Origin of the sequence: Streptomyces sp. NPDC096193 (assembly GCF_040302905.1) — a bacterium.
In the GTDB taxonomy this organism is placed as follows: Bacteria; Actinomycetota; Actinomycetes; order Streptomycetales; family Streptomycetaceae; genus Streptomyces.
Genome location: NZ_JBEOSJ010000026.1, coordinates 16,642 through 34,337, shown reverse-complemented (window position 1 = coordinate 34,337; position 17,696 = coordinate 16,642). Strand labels below are relative to the sequence as shown.

14 protein-coding genes and 1 pseudogene are annotated in these 17,696 nt (G+C 73.2%); 7 read left to right on the top strand and 8 right to left on the bottom strand.

The annotated features are described in order from the left end of the window. Window positions 1-145: 145 nt before the first annotated feature. Together ABTX78_RS29350 and ABTX78_RS29345 are read left to right on the top strand one after the other, a co-directional pair. Entirely contained in the window at window positions 146-916 is a 771-nt protein-coding gene (locus tag ABTX78_RS29350) for an MBL fold metallo-hydrolase (RefSeq protein WP_352209797.1), read from the top strand. A 17-nt stretch (window positions 917-933) separates the two neighbouring features. Then, on the top strand, window positions 934-1,587 hold the full coding sequence (locus ABTX78_RS29345; RefSeq protein ID WP_352209865.1) for a DedA family protein: 654 nt from the start codon (window positions 934-936) through the stop codon (window positions 1,585-1,587). Between the two features lie 58 nt (window positions 1,588-1,645). Here ABTX78_RS29345 and ABTX78_RS29340 read toward each other — a convergent pair whose 3' ends face one another. After that, window positions 1,646-2,761: an MBL fold metallo-hydrolase gene (locus ABTX78_RS29340; protein ID WP_352209796.1), complete on the bottom strand. Its 1,116-nt coding sequence runs from the start codon at window positions 2,759-2,761 to the stop codon at window positions 1,646-1,648. Window positions 2,762-2,773: 12 nt separating this feature from the next. Then, window positions 2,774-3,991 (bottom strand): aminotransferase class I/II-fold pyridoxal phosphate-dependent enzyme, encoded by a 1,218-nt coding sequence (locus tag ABTX78_RS29335; protein ID WP_352209795.1) that lies wholly within the window; start codon window positions 3,989-3,991, stop codon window positions 2,774-2,776. Between the two features lie 206 nt (window positions 3,992-4,197). Between ABTX78_RS29335 and ABTX78_RS29330 the strand changes: the two genes are divergently transcribed. Beyond that, window positions 4,198-5,709, top strand: a complete 1,512-nt coding sequence (locus tag ABTX78_RS29330; RefSeq protein WP_352209794.1) for a bifunctional phosphatase PAP2/diacylglycerol kinase family protein — start codon at window positions 4,198-4,200, stop codon at window positions 5,707-5,709. A gap of 190 nt (window positions 5,710-5,899) precedes the next feature. Here the strand turns inward: ABTX78_RS29330 and ABTX78_RS29325 are convergent. Next, window positions 5,900-7,174 (bottom strand): annotated as a pseudogene (locus ABTX78_RS29325) (MFS transporter); the annotation flags it as partial. 337 nt (window positions 7,175-7,511) lie between these two features. Further along, complete coding sequence (locus ABTX78_RS29320; protein ID WP_352209793.1) at window positions 7,512-7,967, bottom strand: phage holin family protein; 456 nt, start codon at window positions 7,965-7,967, stop codon at window positions 7,512-7,514. Window positions 7,968-8,114: 147 nt separating this feature from the next. Here ABTX78_RS29320 and ABTX78_RS29315 point away from each other — a divergent pair, with 147 nt between their 5' ends. Together ABTX78_RS29315 and ABTX78_RS29310 are read left to right on the top strand one after the other, a co-directional pair. Continuing rightward, window positions 8,115-8,924, top strand: coding sequence for a methyltransferase domain-containing protein (locus tag ABTX78_RS29315; RefSeq protein WP_352209792.1), 810 nt, complete (start codon window positions 8,115-8,117; stop codon window positions 8,922-8,924). Window positions 8,925-9,047: 123 nt separating this feature from the next. Beyond that, window positions 9,048-9,398 carry a VOC family protein gene (locus ABTX78_RS29310; protein WP_352209791.1) on the top strand — a complete coding sequence of 117 codons (351 nt, stop codon included), beginning with the start codon at window positions 9,048-9,050 and terminating at the stop codon, window positions 9,396-9,398. A 24-nt stretch (window positions 9,399-9,422) separates the two neighbouring features. Here ABTX78_RS29310 and ABTX78_RS29305 read toward each other — a convergent pair whose 3' ends face one another. Both ABTX78_RS29305 and ABTX78_RS29300 read right to left on the bottom strand, forming a co-directional pair. Further along, window positions 9,423-11,393: a DUF5107 domain-containing protein gene (locus tag ABTX78_RS29305; RefSeq protein ID WP_352209790.1), complete on the bottom strand. Its 1,971-nt coding sequence runs from the start codon at window positions 11,391-11,393 to the stop codon at window positions 9,423-9,425. Window positions 11,394-11,494: 101 nt separating this feature from the next. Beyond that, a complete protein-coding gene (locus ABTX78_RS29300) occupies window positions 11,495-12,394 on the bottom strand; it encodes an arginase family protein (protein WP_352209789.1) in 900 nt (299 codons plus the stop codon). Window positions 12,395-12,879: 485 nt separating this feature from the next. Between ABTX78_RS29300 and ABTX78_RS29295 the strand changes: the two genes are divergently transcribed. Next, window positions 12,880-13,626, top strand: coding sequence for a GntR family transcriptional regulator (locus ABTX78_RS29295; protein WP_352209788.1), 747 nt, complete (start codon window positions 12,880-12,882; stop codon window positions 13,624-13,626). 63 nt (window positions 13,627-13,689) lie between these two features. Further along, a complete protein-coding gene (locus ABTX78_RS29290) occupies window positions 13,690-14,757 on the top strand; it encodes an adenosine deaminase (protein WP_352209787.1) in 1,068 nt (355 codons plus the stop codon). 6 nt (window positions 14,758-14,763) lie between these two features. On the opposite strand, the gene ABTX78_RS29285 is transcribed toward ABTX78_RS29290, so the two are convergent. Both ABTX78_RS29285 and ABTX78_RS29280 read right to left on the bottom strand, forming a co-directional pair. Next, a complete protein-coding gene (locus ABTX78_RS29285) occupies window positions 14,764-15,696 on the bottom strand; it encodes a S66 peptidase family protein (protein ID WP_352209786.1) in 933 nt (310 codons plus the stop codon). Next, window positions 15,693-17,696 carry a S9 family peptidase gene (locus ABTX78_RS29280; protein ID WP_352209785.1) on the bottom strand — a complete coding sequence of 668 codons (2,004 nt, stop codon included), beginning with the start codon at window positions 17,694-17,696 and terminating at the stop codon, window positions 15,693-15,695. The genes ABTX78_RS29285 and ABTX78_RS29280 overlap by 4 nt, the downstream gene beginning before the upstream one ends.

Below are 17,696 nucleotides of genomic sequence, written 5' to 3'. Positions count from 1 at the left end.
AGGCTCGTGCGCCGGGACGCCCGGGCCTGCCGGGCACGACAGGCCATAGGCTCGGGCGGGTACCCGCCCGCGAAACGGGCAGGGGTTCGCAGAACGGTCCTCGTGGTTCGCACAACGGGCCGACGTGGGCATAAGGAGGCGCTGCGTGCCGGTGGAAGTCACCTGGTGGGGTCATGCCACCTGCACGGTCGAGGACTCCGGGGTCCGGGTGCTGACCGACCCGTTGTTCGTCCGCCGGTTCGCGCATCTGCGCAGGCGGCGCGGGGCCGTGCCGCCACCGGAGGCGGCTGTCGCCGACGTGGTCCTCGTCTCCCATCTGCACTCCGACCATCTGCACCTGCCGTCACTGGCCAGGATCGCGCCGGGCACCCCGCTGATCGTGCCGCAGGGCGCGACCCGATCCGTGCCGGGCCTGAAGCGGCTGCGGCTGCCGGTCACCGAGGTGCTCCCCGGTGACGAGGTGCCGGTCGGCGAAGTGGTGGTGCGCGCGGTGCCCGCCCTGCACGACGGACGGCGGCTGCCGGTCGGGCCGCACCGGTCGCCCGCGCTCGGCTATGTGATCACCGGGGAGGCCCGCACCTACTTCGCCGGGGACACCGGACTCTTCGACTCGATGGCGGACGAGGTGGGTCCCGTCGACGTGGCGCTGCTGCCGGTCGGTGGCTGGGGTCCCTACCTCGGGCACGGGCATCTGGACGCGAGGCGGGCCGCCGAGGCGCTGGTGTCCCTCGCGCCGGGTGCCGCGGTGCCGGTGCACTACGGCACGTATTGGCCGATCGGGATGGACGGTGTCCGCCCGCACGAGTTCTACGCCCCGGGCGAGGAGTTCGTACGCAAGGCGGCGCGGATCGCGCCGAAGGTGGCCGTGCACCGTCTCGGCCACGGCGAGCGGGTCAGACCGGAGGCGAGGCGGTGAGCTCGAAGGCGGCCGAGATGTTCGGGAAGCTGTCGGACCTCCTGGCCCAGCTGCCGCCGGAGTCCACCCAGCAGGCCGTCACCTACCCCTCACTGTTCCTGCTGGTGACGCTGGGAGCCCTGGTGCCGGTGGTGCCGACGGGCGCGGTCGTCAGCTCCGCGGCGGTGGTGGCCTTCCATCAGACGTCTCCGCTGAGCCTGCTGTTCGTCTTCCTGGTGGCGTCCTTCGCCGCGTTCCTGGGCGATGTGACGCTGTACTGGCTGGGGCAGCGCGGCGTCGGATCCAAGAACGGCTCGCGCTGGCTGGCCGCGCTCCGCGACCGCGCCACGCCGGAACACCTCGAACAGGCGCAGGGCAAGCTGGACGACCACGGCGTGGCGGTCCTGGTGCTGTCGCGGCTGGTACCGGCCGGGCGCATTCCGGTGATGCTGGCCTGCCTGCTGGCCAAGATGCCGCTGCGCTCGTTCGTGCGGGGCAACATTCCGGCGTGCCTGGCGTGGGCGGCGACGTACCAGCTGATCGGGATACTCGGCGGCTCGCTGTTCGACGAACCGTGGAAGGGCGTGGTCGTCGCGGTGGCGCTGACGGTGGTGCTCAGCGGGGCGCCGCCTCTGTGGCGCCGGTGGCGCCGGAAGGGGCACCGGCCGGACTCGTCGGGGCAGCACGCGTAGGCAGTCCGCCGCCTTCGGATCACGGTCCGGCGTCCCGCCGGCCCGTGCGAAGGTCCCGTCAGCTCGCGTCCAGCACCCGCGAACCGCCGACCGGGAGGTCCCACAGCTGCTCGCGCGGCCGGCCGGTCCGCTCCCATGCCGCCCGCACCCGAAGGAGCGGTTCGAGGACGGGTTCCGCCGAGAGGACGAACGTCCCCCAGTGCATCGGCGCCATGTGCCGCGCTCCGAGATCCTCGAAGGCGCGCACGGCCTCCTCCGGATCGGTGTGCACATCGCTGAGCCACCAGCGCGGTGCGTAGGCGCCGATGGGCAGGAGCGCGAGATCGAGACCGGGGTGGCGGCGGCCGATCTCCCGGAACCAGTGGCCGTAGCCTGTGTCGCCGGCGAAGTACACGGACCTGCCCAGCCGGTCGCCGAGCACCCAGCCGCCCCACAGCGAGCGGCACGTGTCGGCGAGGGTCCGCTTGGACCAGTGGTGGGCCGGTACGAAGTCGAAGCGGACGCCGTCCAGCTCCGCGCCCTCCCACCAGTCGAGCTCGGTCACCCGGGTGAAGAGCCGGCGGCGGAACCAGCGGCCGAGTCCGGCGGGGGCGAAGACCGGGGTGTGCCGCGGCAGTCTCTTCAGGGTCGGGGCGTCCAGATGGTCGAAGTGGTTGTGGCTGATGACCACGGCGTCGACCGGCGGCAGGTCCTCCCAGCGCACCCCGACGGGGGTGACCCGCGCCGGGGTGCCGAAGATCCGGCGGGACCACACGGGGTCGGTCAGCACGGTGAGCCCGCCGATGCGCAGCACCCAGCTGGCGTGTCCCGCCCAGGTGACGGCGACGGCGGTGGCGTCGACGGCAGGCAGCGGACCGGGCTCGAAGGGCAGCAGCGGGACGCCCCGGAGACCGTCCCGGCCGGGGCGCACCGCGCCCTCACGGGCGAGACGGGCCATGGCCCGTACCCCGGGCAGCGGTGCGGTCAGACGGTCGGCGAACGAGCGGGGCCAGTGACGGATCTCGCCGATCGGACGGGTCCGCCGGTGCGGTTGTATGCCTCCGGTCGCCGGGGACGCGGTGGGCTCCGAGGTGGTGAGGGCCGGCCCTTCCGCCCCCGTGCGGTCCGCGCCGGGCGTCTGCTCGGTCCGGTCTGCCTGTCGCGAGTGCTCCGCCTGCTCGGTCTGTTCCGTCATCCGGGGCTCCGTTCAACGCAGTTCGTCGAAGGCCGTTCCAAGAATGCTCAATGCCCTGGATACGTGCGGCAATTCCAGGGGCGCCGGTGAGGTGAGGGATTCGTGACGCTGTTCGGGGCCGGCCCCCAGCAGCGGCCCCGCGTCCAGCCGCACCCGCAGCTCGCCCAGCTCGTCACCGAACCGGTGCCCGCCGGGCGCGGGTGACCCGAGACGGTCGCTCAGATACTCCTCGAGCTCCATCGAGTCGGTCACACCCAGCCGGGCGAGGGGGGCGCGCAGCGGGCCGAGATCGGCGTAGAGGTGCCGGCCGGCCCGCGGCGGGCGGGCGACGGCTCCGGAGACGAGCACCGCGTGGTGCATCGCGGTGGTCACGGTCCCGTACAACGCGGCCGCCTGCTCCGACCTGGTGACCACGGGCCCGGGCTCGTCCAGTGCCAGGGCGGCGGCGGCCGCGACGGGTTCCGCCACCACGGAGCCGAGGGCGGTGAGGATGTCGAGGGTTCTGGCGCGCCGGGCGGACCCCTGCTCCGTCGGGGGGAACCGGGCCACGGCGACCGGCCACGAGGCGGGCATCAGTCCGCCCGCCAGATCGCTGAGTACGGTGACCTCCCCCGGGCACATCTCCGCCGGGCTCACCAGCACGGTCTCGTGCGGCCGGTGAAGGGTGTCCCGCCAGGTCTCGTCGCTGATGATGAGCAGGCCCTCGGCGACCGCAGCCTCGCAGGCCTCGCGCATGAGCTCGGGCGGCGCCACGGTCGCGGTGGGGTCGTCGGCGACGGAGAGCAGCAGCAGCCCCGGGTCGCCGCCCTCCGCGCGCACCCGGCGCACGGTCTCCAGCAGCGCGTACGGGTCGGGCACGCCGCCGCACTCCGCCGGGGTCGGCACGTGGTACGCGGGCCGGCCGAGGAGCCGGGCCTGCGGGGTCCACCAGGCGGGGCAGGGACGGGGCAGCAGCACGTCCCCGCGGTGGGCGGCGATGAGCGCGAAGAGCAGGGGCTGGGGCCCGGACGCGGCGACGACCTCGTCGGACCGGCTGCGCAGCCCGCGCCGCGACCAGTAGCCGCAGGCCGCCTCACGCAGCTCGGGGCCGCCGCCCGGCGGCTCGCCCACGGGCCGTGCGGCCGCCGCGGCGGTCGCCTCGGCGAGCTCCGGCAGTACGGGCAGGCCCGGCTCGGGCGCCGGCGGTCCGTAGCGGACAGGTCCGCGGCCTTCCGGGTCCGTCCGCTGCATGCCGCCGCCTCCGCCGTTCGTGTCCCAAGGGCCCGCCCGGCCCACGAGCCCTTTATACGGAGGTTTGCCCGAGAGTGCCGCGCGGGAGAGCCGGTCCGTGCGAAACGCGGCGGGCATCTGCCGGAGGGTTCTCGGATGTCGGACGGACGGCTGTCCGATGCCGCACGTTCAGCGTGGCGGCCCCGTCCACGGGGTACCCGCGACCCATGTCTGACGCTCGTGCACAGGTGAACCCTCAGCTCCGGGACAGGATCTCGGCGCTGCTCAGCAGTTGGGACCGGCAGATCTTCAGCACGGTCGCCGCCCGGGAGTGGCCGGGTGCCGAGCCGGTGCTGCCGCGGCTGAGCCGCAGCGCCAACCACGGGCTGCTCTGGTTCGGTGCGGCGGCCGGGATGGTGGCGCTGGGGCGCAGCCCCCGCTCCCGCCGGGCGGCCGTACGCGGTGTGGCGTCCCTGGCCCTGGCCTCGGCCACCATCAACACGGTCGCGAAGCGGTCGGTGCGCAGGGCACGGCCGATGCTGGACGCGGTGCCGGTGATACGACAGCTGAAGCGGCAGCCGTTCACGACGTCCTTCCCGTCCGGGCACGCGGCTTCGGCCGCCGCCTTCGCGACCGGTGTCGCCCTGGAGTCCAAGAGCTGGGGCGCGATCATCGCCCCTGCCGCGGTCTCGGTGGCGTTCTCGCGCATCTACACGGGCGTGCACTACCCGAGCGACGTCCTGGTGGGGGCGGCACTGGGGGTCGGGGCGGCCTTCGCCGTGCGCGGGGTGGTGCCGACCCGGTCCCAACTGCCGCCACCCGGCCGGCCGCAGACCAGCGCGCCCGTGCTGCCCGGCGGCGACGGCCTGGTGGTCGTGGTCAACCGGCGGTCGGGCTCGGCGGATTCCTCCCACCTGCTGCAAGAGGCCCTGCCGATGGCCGAGGTCGTGGAGTGCGAGCCGGAGGATCTGCACGCGGAGCTGGAGAAGGCGGCCGGACGCGGCCGGGCGCTGGGCATCTTCGGCGGCGACGGCACCATCAACCGGGCGGCGGTCGTGGCCGCGCACCGCGGAGTGCCGTTGGCGGTCTTCCCCGGCGGTACGTTCAACCACTTCGCCTACGACCTCGGCATCGAGTCCGTGCACGACACGTGCCGGGCGCTCGCGGGCGGCGAGGCCGTCAAGGTCGACCTGGGCCGCTTCACGCCCGGCCCGCCCGCCGCCGAGGGCAAGGAGCGCTCCGGATACTTCCTCAACACCTTCAGTCTGGGCGTCTACCCGGAACTGGTCCGTATCCGCGAGCACTGGTCGCCGCGGATCGGCGGCTGGCCGGCCGGGGTGCTCGCGGCGCTGGTCGTCCTGCGCGGCGAGCATCCTCTGGAGGCCGACGTCCAGGGCCGCCGGCGCCCGATGTGGTTGCTGTTCGCGGGCAACGGCATGTACCAGCGCATGGGGCCGACGCCCGGGCACCGGCTGGATCTCGCCGACGGGCTGCTGGACGTGCGCGTGGTGCACGGCGGCCGGTGGCCGGGCGTGCGGCTGCTGGCGGCGGCACTCGCGGGACCGCTGAGCCGGTCGCCGGTGCACGCGGCGCAGAAGCTGCGCCGGGTCCGGATCACGGGCCTGGCGCCGGGCACTCCTCTGGCGTTCGACGGTGAAGTGACCGAGGCCCCTGGTGAGTTGGTCATCGACAAGGCGGCGGAGGCGCTCACGGTGTACCGGCCGCAGGCTCTTCTGTGACGCCGGGCGTACCGTCCGGCGCGGACGCGGGGACGTCACCCGATGGGGCCCGTCGCGGGCGCGGGCCACATCGGGGGCACGGGCCACATCGGGGGCACGGGCCAGGCGTTGCGTGGTGCGAGGCGGACGGCGTGTGCGTGTCGCCATCGGGGGACGGCGTGTCGTGCGCGGAGGACGGCGTGTCGTGCGCGGCGGGAAGCTCACGGCCCAGGCGGGCGAGCGGGGACAGAGCCATCACCGCCGGGGACAGCATCATGCCTGCGGCCGTCACCAGCAGGCTGGTGCGCAGTCCCCACTCCCCCGCAAGGAATCCGCCGAGCAGAGAACCGAGCGGGGTCGGTCCCATGCCGACGAACGTGATCGTGGCGGCCGCGCGGCCCTGCAACCCGGCCGGGGTGACGGCCTGCCGGACGGCCATGACGGTGACGTTCACCAACTGACCGCCGAGCCCGAACACGAAGCCGACCGCAAGGAGCGCGGGAACCGTCACCGCGGAGGAGCCGCGCAGCGCGGGCACACACAGGAACACGCCGTCGCCGACGCAGGCCGCGCACACGAGCACGGCGCCATGGCCGAATCGGCGCGGCAGGCGGGCCGCCAGCAGTGAGCCCAGCAGCGCACCCGGCCCCGCCGCCGCGAGCGCCAGCCCCACGACGGTGCCGGGCAGGTGCAGTTCCCGCGGCAGGAAGAGCAGATAGACGGTCATCATGGCCGCGAAGGAGAACTGGAAGGCGGCAGAGGCCAGGCACACGGTCCGCAACGTGGTGTCGCCGGCGACGAAACGCAGCCCCTCATGGATCCGCCACCAGACCCGAGGGCGATGTTCCGCGCGCTCCGGGACGGATTCCGAGCGGCGGATCCGCCGGATCGACAGGAACGACAGCACGAAGAACAGCGCGTTGCAGGCGGTGGTGAGCGGCGCCGACAGCAGGGTCACCAACGCACCGCCGAGAGCGGGACCGGCGATCTGCGCCGCGGACCGGCTGCCCTCCAGCGCGCTGTTGCCCCGCACCAGTCGGTCGCGTTCCACCAGGCGTACGAGAGACGCCTGGTAGGCCACGTCGAAGAACACGGACAGGGTCCCGACGGCGAAGGCGAGCGCCAGCAGCGCGGGCAGGCCCAGCGCGCCGAAGAGGCCGGCCACGGCGGCGGCGGCCAGGACCAGGGCCCGGCCGACGTCCGTGAGGACCATCGTCGTACGGGTACGCCATCTGTCGACCCATGCGCCGGCCAAGAGCGAGAGCAACAGGATCGGTGCCTGTCCCACCGCGCGAAGGGCGCCCAGTTGGCCGGCACTGGCGTCGAACGTCACGACGGCGAGGAGCGGCAGGATCACCAGATTCGCGTGTTCGCCGAGCTGGGAGGCCGTCTGCCCCATCCAGAGTCTGCGGAAGTCCGCGTCCCGCCACAGGCTCGACGAGGCGGGCCGGCCGGAATCGGATACGGCGGAGGAAGCGGGCGGCACGGGGACCCCTCGGGTTGCCGACAACGTGGCCTGTCACCGGGCGCGTATCAGGCGCGCCGGTTCAGGCAGAGGAAGGCTCGCTGTGCCGCAACGTCAGGGCAGCACGCGATGACGGGCCGTTCGCGGCCCACAACGTCAACGCGCGCTCGGAAGACCGACCATGCCTCAGCTCCTCGTGGGTGACTCGCCGCGCCGGAACCCTAGTCTTCGACGGCCCGGCGCGAAAGGGAGTTTCGCTCGCCCCACCCGCGAACCGGAAGGGGCGTCCACCGGTGCACGCCCCCTTCTCCTGTCCGCGCGCGCCCCTCGCCGGGTCGGGGACCCGCTCTCTGCGGGGCTACTCCTTTTCGCGTGCGTGCGGTACGGCCGGCGGCGTGACGGGCGGCGGACCGACCGGGCTCCCGGCGGGCGGTACGACCGTGCTCGCGGCGGGCGGTACGACCGGGGGAGCCTCCGGCATGGGCGGCTCGTCGACCACCGGCGCGGTTCCGGTCGTGCCGGCGACGGCAGCGCCCGGCCCCGGCTTCGCGGCGCGCTTCATCATCTCGGCCGCGGCCAGCAGCAGGACGGCGACGATCAGGGCGGCCGCCCAGCCGGGTATCACGAGGGCGAGCGCGAGGACGGCGCAGGCGACGACCGCCGCACCGCCGTAGAGACCGGCGGCACTGGCACCCGCGTACATGCGGGCGGCGTGCCGCTGCTTCCTGGTCTGCTCGCGCAACTCGTCCTTGATGGCGTCCCGGACGACCTGCGCCACATTCTGAGCCGTGAGATCCGACAGGTTCGTGTCCATGGGGCGCGGGTACCCGGCGGCCTCGGTGCCTAACGCGCGGACTGCCCGGCGGGTGTCCACCATACAAGACGGCGGTCTCACGATTCGGAGATCAGGCCTAGGCTGTTCTCATCGTCCGGGGCAGTTCGCACCAGAGGAGATCCGGCCATGCCACAGGAGACCGCCGTCTACACCCACGGTCACCACGAGTCCGTACTGCGCTCGCACACCTGGCGCACCGCGGCCAATTCGGCCGCGTACCTCCTCGGCGAGCTGCGGCCCGGCATGCGGATCCTCGACATCGGCTGCGGCCCGGGGACCATCACCGCCGATCTGGCGGCCCTGGTCCCCGAGGGCCATGTCACGGGCGTGGACATGGCCGCGGACATCGTCGGAAAGGCCCGCGAGCTGGCCACCGAACGCGGCCTGGGAAACACGGACTTCACCGTCGCCGACGTCCACGCGCTGGACTTCCCCGACGACTCCTTCGACGTCGTCCACGCCCACCAGGTGCTTCAGCACGTCGGCGATCCGGTCCAGGCGCTGCGCGAGATGCGGCGGGTCTGCCGCCCCGGCGGCACGGTCGCCGCGCGCGACAGCGACTACGGCACGTTCACCTGGTTCCCCGAGACGACTCTGCTGGACGAGTGGCTGGACCTCTACCGTCGGGTCGCACGGGCGAACGGCGGTGAGCCCGACGCCGGTCGGCAGCTGCTGTCCTGGGCCCGCGCCGCCGGCTTCGAGGAGGTTACTGTCACCGCCTCGGCGTGGTGTTTCGCCGGAGCGCAGGACCGGACCTCGTGGAGCGGGCTGTGGGCGGACCGTACGACGGCATCGGTGTACGCCGAACTCGCCGTCGACGGCGGTCACACCACCACCGACCGGCTGAGCGCCATCGCCGAGGGCTGGCGGGCGTGGGGCTCGCACGAGGACGCCTGCTTCCTGGTCCCGCACGCCGAGGTGCTCTGCCGAGCCTGAACGCGCCGCGGGGACCCCTGCGGACACGACCGGCCGGACGCGACGGACGCCGCGGATCTTCGCATCGCGCCCTCAATCGGGCAACCGATTCCGCCTCCCTGCCGCCTTGATTAGGCTCTGCGTATGGAGATCCTGGGAACCACGCTGCGCATCTGCGTCGACGACCTGGAGGCCGCGGCGGCCTTCTACCAACGCCTCACCGGCACCGAGCCGATGCGCTTCGAGCGCGGCGGTGTCTCGGTGGCGGCCGTCGGCTGCTTCCTGCTGATGAGCGGCCCCGAGTCGGAGCTCGAAGTGCTGCGCAAGGTCACGGCGACGATCGCGGTCGCCGACGTGGACGACGCGTACGCCACCCTCTCCCAGGTCGGCGCGCAGGTCGTGGCGGGGCCGGTCCCCACCCCCGCCGGCCGCAATCTGATCGCCGTTCACCCCGACGGCACGGTCTTCGAGTACGTCGACCGCAAGGCGGTCTGAGCACCGGCCGCCGGGGCGCGTGCGTCAGCCCTGCGGCCGCATCCGGTACTCGTACGCGTCGGGCAGCGGGTCGTCCGTCGTGGCCGCCCAGACCTCGTTGAGGATCTCCGCGCCCTCCCGGAGGTCGGCGACCTCGAAGCCCTCGTCGAAGATCTCCCGCGCCTCCTGTGGCCGGCCTTCGGCGAGGAGCAGTCTGGCCTCCGCGAGACGGAACCGGCCGCGCTGCCGTACCGCCGGACGCAGCCGGGACCAGACCGAGCGGGCGTCCGCCGGGCGGTCGGCCGCGAGGAGGGCGTCGATCGCCTCACGGCCGAGAGCCACCAGCGCCGCCGTCCACGCCTCGCCGTCGTCGCGACGCTCATGGCACAGGTCCTCGAAAGCCTCCAGATAGCGTTCGGCGGCCCGTTGGCCGTTGCCGCCCTCCTGGTCGGCGACGGCGAGGCAACGCAGCAACGGCCAGCGCGAGGGGGCGAGTGCCAATCCCCGCTCCCAGCTCCGGACGGCCTGCGCGAGATCGCCGGCGTGCCACTGGGCGACGCCCAGGTGGTACTCGGTCAGCGGGTCGGCGGGGGCGGTCTCCAGCATGTCCCGCCAGTGCGGTGCGACGAGTGAGGGACCCGGCGGGGCGACGCGGCGCGGCTCGGGCAGGACACCGGATGCCAACAGCTCGCGCCAGGGCTCCTGTTCCTCGCCGAGCGTGGACTCCTCGAAGGGTGTGCCGGGCAGTTTGCGGCCCGCGCGCAGGACTTCGAGCGCGCCCCAGCCGGATCCGCGGGCGAGCCGGGTGGCCGGCTCGCTGTCCGCGCAGGGCAGCCAGGCCTCGTACGCGGCGTCGACGGCCTCGCGCGGCAGTGCGTCCGCGAGGCGCGCCTCCACCTCCGCACGGGCCGCGCCCCAGTCGTCGCCGTGCACCGTGCCGGGGTCCGCGGTCAGCGGGCCGTACGACTCCAGCCAGCTGAATTCCTCGCCGCCGTCCAGCCGTACGTGTTCCAGCTGGGTGCGGGCGAGACCGGCCTGGATCTCGGCGTATCCCGGGGTGCCCGGCTCGGTCAGCCACTGCTGCCAGCGGCGGCCACCGCGTCCGGAGCCCCACAGGAACAGCTTCCGGCCGCGCAGGGTGTCGGTCGACGTCTGCACGAGACCCTGCCCCGCGGCGTCCAGGGAGGCGATCCACTTGCGGGCCTCGGGGGGCACTTCGTAGAAGTAGTCGGCCGGATACTCACTGCGCAGCGGGTACGTCCGGTCCGCGCCGCGGTACTCCGGCACGGGCACCCGGCGCAGGCTGCGTTCGTAGCCGAAGTGCCAGGCCTCGTCGGCGGGGGCGAGCACGCGGGTGGTCGGGTGCTCCTCGACGGCGATGTTGGACCACCAGTACACGGGCGCGGGCTTCTCGTGCGGATTGCGGATCCGCACGCCGACATGGAGGAACGCGGAGTCGGCGGGCAGCCACAAATCGACCTGGAAGGGCAGGTCCCGCAGCCGTTCCCACTCCCAGATCCTGACCATCTGACCGCCGTCCGGCGCGGGCACGACGGCCGCGTGCAGGGGTGCGCAGGACAGCGTGGTGTGGCCGGTCGCGCCGATGTTCCACTCGATGCCGCCGGAGTACCAGGCGCCGTTGAGCGCGAAGTCGGCGGGCTGGAACACCGGGTTGCTGTAGAGGAGTTCACGGCCGGTGGGCTTGTGGTGCAGCGAGTGGATGCGGCCGCCGAGGCCGGGGAGCACGGTCGCACGCAGATGGTCGTTCTCGATGACGATCGCGTCGAGATCGGCGGGGGCACGGTGGCGGCCGTAGCCGTCCAGCACGCGCACCGGCAGCAGGGTGCGCAACGGCTCGTAGCCGATCTGCCGCGCCATCTCACGCGGCAGTTCCGCTCTGGTCCGCTCGTCGATCGCGTGCATCTCGTCGAGCGGTCGCAGCGCGGGCAGCGGGTTCGGCGGCCCCACGGGGGCTGCGGGCAGGGTCAGTACAGTGCGCCGGACGGTCGTGGCCAAGGCAACCTCGCTTTGCTCGCCGCGGGGCCGCCGACGGTTCCGGCGGCAACCCGACGACCATGGAACAGGGTTGTCGCCGCCCCGGCCAGAGGGCTCGGGGTTCAGTCCTCGGTGAAGGCGGCGACGATCAGGTCGGTGAGCAGCGCTCCGGCGCCGCCCTCCGGGTCGAGATCGGGGTCGTACACGGTCACATTCATGCCCACGCAGCGGGGCGATCGCACCAGTCCCTTGAGCAGCAGCGTCAGCTCGTGCGGCAGCAGCCCGTCCGGGTCGGGGCTGTCGACGGCAGGCATTACGCGCGGATCCAGCGCATCGGCGTCGAAATGGACCCAGTAGCCCTCCAACGGGGGCACTTCGAGGGTCTGTACGACGGCGCGCGTCAGTTCGGGGACACCCCACTCCCGCAGCTCCGCCACCGTCATCGTCGGGATCTTCAGCTCGGCGAGTTCGGCGCGGTCGTCGTGGAAGTGGTCGCGGATCCCGATCAGCCGGATGTCCTCGTCCCGCAGATAGGGCCGCAGCCCTTCCAGGTTCGTCAGGTCCTCCTGGCCGCGTCCGGTGGCGAGTGCCAGTTCCTCACCGGCCGCCGCGCCCACGTGCGCGGAGTTGCCGGGGTGCCGGAAGTCCGCGGAGGCGTCGACGGCGGCGAGTCCGTACCGGCCGATCCGGCGCAGGGCGAGCGAGGCGCCGAGCTGGATCGAGCAGTCGCCGCCGAGGACCACGGGGAAGTCGCCGGCGCGCACATGGTGTTCGATGCGGTCCGCGAGCCTCGGGGTGTACGCGGCGATCGCGGCGGCGTTGAAGACTCCGTCGCCCTCCTGCCAGTCGCCGCGGTCGTAGCGCGGCGGCACGACGACACCGCCCTCGAAGGCCCCGAGCCGCTGAACGATCCGCTGCTCGCGCAACGCGCCGGCGAGCTTGTAGCAGCCCGGCACGGTTCCGGGGGCGGGCGGGCGCAGGCCCAGGTTCGAGGGGGCGTCGACGATCACGATATTTCGCATCGTTCCATCCTCACGCGCGCCCACCGGGTCTTCAATGTGCGCGACGCGAGGAAGGCGGCGGCGGGAGGCGGGCGGGCGAGGAGGCCGGTGACGGACTGCCGTACGTCAACGGGCGGGCATCTCCGAGATGATGCCCGCGCAGGAGCCAGGGCCGACGGTGCGCGGTACCGCGGCGAGCGGCGGCGGCGGCCTCGGTCGGCGGCGGCGGCGAACTCCTCGCCGTCGTAGGCGCAGAGGCGGATCGCGACCCCACTGCCCTGCGCGTGGCACGGAAGTGGGGGGAAGAAACCGGGGGAGGAATCCAGGGGGGAGAAATCGGACATCGCGTCAGGTCGACCCGCGACGCGAGGGCCTGTCGGGCACCGGGCCGGGCGTACGCGCGGAGACATGGCAAGCTGACGACACCGGCCGTCGGCGGCTTGCCACCCTGAGCGCCGTTCACCATCCTTGTCTGACAAGTGGCCGGGGCGAACCGAGGAGGGGCCATGGCAGTCGGCGGTCAGCAACGCAGACCGGTCGTCGTGCTGTACGAGCGGATCGCCGACGCGATCCACGACGGCACCTACCCGCCCGGCTCCACCCTCCCGTCGGAACCCCGGCTGGCCGGTGAACTGGGAGTGAGCAGGCCCGCCCTGCGCGAGGCCCTGCTCCTGCTCCAGGAGGACGGACTGCTCTCGGTCCGGCGAGGGGTCGGCAGGACCGTCAGCGATCGCCCGCCGCGGCGGGGCTACGAGCACATCCAGCCGCTGGAGGGCCTGCTCGTCGCGGGCTCCCCGCTCCGGGTGCGGCCGCTGCTGCGCACCGTCGAGGAACCCACCGACTTCACCACCCAGCACCTGCTGGCACCCGCCGGCGCGGGGCTGCGGTTCTGGGAATCACTGCTGGCCGGGGACGGTACGGCCGCCGCCCTCAGTCAGGAGTGGGCGGCCGCCGACGAGGTGCTGGAGAAGGCGCACCCCGACTTCGCCGAAGCGCTGCGCACCGCGTCCGCCCCTGCCGGCTCGATGCTCGCGGTCCTCACCGGCGCCTCGCGCGGGGTGGCCCTGACCGCGCACAGCGCGATGAGCGCGACGCTGCTCGGTCGGCGTCGCGGCGAGCAGCTGGGCCGGGCGGCCGACACCCCCGCCGTACTGATCACCCAGGTGGTACGGGTCGGGGACACCCCGATCCTGGCCGCGAAGCACATGCTGCCGACGGGCGCCCCCGCGATGCCGGTGCTTCAGACGAACTGACCGGCCGGACCGTGAGACGGCCGTCACGGCCCACTCGGAGCGGGTGCCGTACACTCCCGGTGCATGCACTTGTCTGACATCCTGCGCGCGCCCAAGGCCGTCCTCCACGACCACCTCGACGGCGGCCTGCGCCCCGCCACCATCATCGAACTGGCCCGGGAGTGCGGCTACCGCGATCTGCCCACCGAGGACCCGGCCGCGCTCGCGGCCTGGTTCCGTGACGCGGCGGACTCCGGCTCGCTCGAGCGCTATCTGGAGACCTTCGCCCACACCTGCGCGGTGATGCAGACCCGCGAGGCGCTGGAGCGTATCGCGGCGGAGTGCGCCGAGGACCTGGCGGCGGACGGCGTCGTCTACGCCGAGGTGCGCTACGCCCCCGAGCAGCACCTGGAGCGCGGTCTGACCCTCGACGAGGTCGTCGACGCGGTCAACGCCGGATTCCGCGAGGGCGAGCGCCGCACGAACGGCCGGATCACCGTCCGCGCCCTGCTCACCGGCATGCGTCACACCGACCGGTCGCTGGAGATAGCCGAACTCACGGTCGCCCACCGGAACCGTGGAGTGGCGGGCTTCGACATCGCGGGCGGCGAGATCGGCAACCCCCCGGCCCGCCATCTGCCCGCCTTCCAGCATCTGAAGCGGCACAATTGCCACTTCACGATCCACGCGGGCGAGGCCGTGGGCGCCGAGTCGATCCACGAGGCCGTGCAGGTCTGCGGCGCCGAGCGGATCGGGCACGGTGTGCGCATCACCGACGACATCACGGTGCACGACGACGGCACGGCTGAGCTGGGCGGGCTCGCCGCCTACGTCCGGGACAACGGCATCGCGCTGGAGGTCTGCCCGACCTCCAACCTCCAGACGGGCGCGGCCAAGGACTACGCGACGCACCCGCTCGACCTGCTGCGCCGCCTCGGCTTCCGCGTCACGCTCAACACCGACAACCGACTGGTGTCGGGGACGACCATGAGCCGGGAGTTCCAGCACATGGCCGACGCGTTCGGCTACGGGCCCGAGGTCTTCGAGGAGCTCACGGTCGCCGCGGTCGAGTCCGCGTTCCTGCCGCTGCCGGAGCGCCACCGGCTGATCGACGAGGTCGTCCGGCCGGGGTACGCGGCGCTCGGCAACTGACCGTCGTCAGATCAGCGCCGGCTCGTCCAGCGTGAGGGTGCACGACTCGGCGTCCAGTGTTGCCCGGACGCCGAGCGGCATGGTCAGAGCGGTGTCTCTGTGGCCGAAGCCCAGTTCCTCGACCACCGGGACACCGAGGCCGCCCAGCCGGTCCCGCAACACGGCCCGGATCTGTTCGTACGGGCCGCACTGCGCCCAGGAACCGAGGGCGACACCCGCGACACCGTCGAGCCAGCCGGAGCGCAGAAGCTGGGTGAACACCCGGTCGAGGCGGTAGTCCTCCTCGCCCACGTCCTCCAGCAGCAGCAGTCCGCCCCGGGCGGAGGGTCTGGCGTGCGGTGTGCCGATGTCCGCGGCGAGGAGGCTGACGCAGCCGCCGAGGGTGACGCCCCGGGCCCGGCCGGGGATCATCGTGCGGGCGGTGTCCAGGCCGAGCGTGCGCACCGACTCCGGCTCGAACAGGGTGGCCCGCAGCGACTCCTGCGTGCGGTCGTCCTTGAGGAAGGTGACCGCACCCACCATCGGCCCGTGCAGTGTGGCGAGGCCCATGCGGGTCGCGAACGCCTCGTGCAGGGCGGTCACATCGCTGTAGCCGACGAACACCTTGGGCCCGGCCGACCGTATGGCCGTCCAGTCGAGGAGGTCGGTCATACGCTGCGCGCCGTAGCCACCGCGGGCACAGATGACCGCCGACACCGACGGGTCGCACCAGGCGTCGGTCAGGTCCCGGGCGCGGTCGTCGTCGGATGCGGAGAGGTACCAGAACTCCGGGTGCCGCCCGCGGACATGGGGCATCACGACAGGGCTGAGACCCCAGCCCCGCAGGATGCCGAGGCCTTCCTCCAGGCGGTCGTCGGGGACGGGACCGCTCGGAGCGACGACGGCGACCCTGTCCCCCGCCCGCAGTCGTCGGGGCCGCGTCAGGGGCGTGACGGTCACTTCCTGAACTCCAGCAGAGGGATGTCGGGCCGGTCGATGCCGAAGGTCTGGGCGTACAGGGAGAGTTCGGCCTCCAGGGCGCGGATCATGGTCTCCGCACGGCGGAAGCCGTGGCCCTCCCCCTCGAAGGCGATGTAGGCGTGCGGCACACCGCGGCCCGCCATGCGCGCCAGGAACCGCTCGCACTGGACGGGCGGGCAGATCACATCGTCCAGACCCTGGAGCAGCAGGAACGGTGTGGAGATCCGGTCGACGTGCTCCGACGGCGAGCGCTCGCGATAGCGGCCGGGCACCTCGTCGATCGGCCCGATCAGCGACTCCAGATAGCGGGACTCGAAGTCGTGGGTCTCGCTGGCGGCCCAGCTCACCAGGTCCAGCACGGGGTAGATGACCGTGCCGCAGGCGTACACATCGGTGCTGGTCAGCGATGAGGCGGTGGTCCATCCTCCCGCGCTGCCGCCGCGGATGGCGAGGCGGGCCGGATCCGCGGTGCCCTCGGCGGCGAGGGCGGCGGCGACGGCCGCGCAGTCCTCGACGTCCACGACCCCCCACTGCTCACGCAGGCGCTCGCGATACTCCCTGCCGTAGCCGGTGGAGCCGCCGTAGTTCACCTCGGCGACCCCGATGCCGCGGGAGGTGAAGTAGGCGATCTCCAGGTCGAGGACGAGGGGGACCTGACTGGTGGGGCCGCCGTGGGCCCAGATCACGAAGGGCGGCAGCTCGTCGTCGGGCGCGGCCCGGTCGGGGCTGTGGGGCGGATAGATGTGCGCATGGATCACCCGGTCGTCGGGACCGGCGAAGGTACGGATCTGCGGTTCCGGGTAGTACGCCGGGTCCACCGGGTCGTCGTGCGCCGAACCGATCACCCGGGTGCGGCCGGTGCGGGTGTCCAGCTCGACGATCTCGTAGGCGCTGCGCGGACTGGCTGCCACGCCGATCACCCGGTCGCCGTGCACGGTGAGCATGGGGGCCCAGTCGGTCCAGGGCCCGGCGGCGTCCACGAGTTCGCCGGTCTCCGGGTCGAGTATCCCGAGGGTGGTGGCGCCCTTGCCGTGGATCACGGCGACGAGTCCGTCGGCCAGGGGGCGGAACCAGGTGAGGCCCAGCTTCCACAGCGGCCCGCCGAACTCCTCCCCCCGGCCGGGGCACAGCGGGGTGGGCCGCACGACACCGGACCCGAGGGCTTCCCGCCGGACGCGCTGGAGCTCCCACCAGTTGCCGGCGTCGGAGACGAAGAGCAGCGAGCCGTCTGGGGCCCAGTCGACCTGACAGACCGACTCGTCGCTCTCCCCGACGACAGGGCGCACCGAGGTGAACGGGCCGTCGCCGGTGACCTCGCCGAGCATCACCACGGTGCCGTCCCACGGCATCCGCGGATGGTCCCAGGCGATCCAGGCCGCGTGGCGTCCGTCCGGCGAGAGCCGCGGCCCGGTGACGAAGCGGTGGCGGTCGTCGGAGAGTTCCCGCACGGCGCCGCGGTCCCGGGCGGCCGAGCCGTCCAGCGGCACGGCCGCGATCACGCGCCGCACATCGGTGGGTGCCTCGCCGGTGAACTCCTCCAGCACGCACCACGCTTCGTTCCGCTCGGCGTGGATCCTCGGCTCGGCCCAGCGCAGCCCGCCGCCGAGGGACGACAGCGGCGTGAGGGGGCGCGGCTCAGCGCCGGGCTCGTCCGGCTCGTAGGCGTACAGCCGCTGGTCGACGAAGTTCACGAAGACGACGAGCGCTCCGCCGTCGCCCTCCACGACGCCGTCCCAGGGGTGTCCGCCGTACTCGATGACGCGGCTGCGGACGTTCCACGGAGCGGGGAGCACGGATTCCTCGACGCCGTCGGCCCGGCGGCGCATCAGGGCCCGCCTGCCGCCTTCGGTGGGGCGCGGCGCGGTCCACCAGACCTCGTCACCGACCATGCCGGGGAACTCCGGCCTGCCGCTGTGCGACGCGGCGAGCGCCGCGTCGATCGGCGACGGCCACGTTCCGTAGGCTCCTGTCGGTACCAT